Source organism: Streptomyces anandii JCM 4720, assembly GCF_014650655.1.
In the GTDB taxonomy this organism is placed as follows: Bacteria; Actinomycetota; Actinomycetes; order Streptomycetales; family Streptomycetaceae; genus Streptomyces; species Streptomyces anandii.
On sequence record NZ_BMVJ01000003.1, the window covers coordinates 565,168 to 565,593 of the forward strand.

The window sequence follows — 426 nt, forward strand, 5'->3', positions numbered from 1 at the left end:
GGCAGGGCGAGGTCGCGCCGGTCACCCGGGAGGTGCTGCGGGAGGCCGAGCCCGACCCGGCCAAGCGGCCCCGGGTGCACACCGGCTGAGCGGCCGGGCCCGCGCACCCGCGAACCCGGCTTCCGTGCCCCTGGCCCTATCGTGACCGCATGCAGTCCTACACGATCGGCCAGGCGGCGCGGCTGCTCGGCGTCAGCCCGGACACCGCCCGCCGCTGGGCCGACGCCGGCCGGATGGCCACCCACCGCGACGAGAGCGGACGGCGGCTCATCGACGGGCGTGACCTGGCCGCGTTCTCGGTCGAGCTCGCCCGCACCGGGAGCGGCGAGGAGGAGGCGTCGTACACCTCGGTCCGCAACGCCTTCCCGGGCATCGTGACCGCCATCAAGCTCGGCGACATCGCGGCCCAGGTGGAGATCCAGGCCG

The 426-nt window shown here is 76.1% G+C and carries 1 protein-coding gene; it reads left to right on the plus strand.

Annotation, left to right across the window (positions count from 1 at the left end):
* Positions 1 to 149: 149 nt before the first annotated feature.
* Positions 150 to 426: MerR family transcriptional regulator (locus tag IE249_RS36670; RefSeq protein ID WP_229857827.1), on the plus strand; the 277-nt coding region annotated here is incomplete at its 3' end.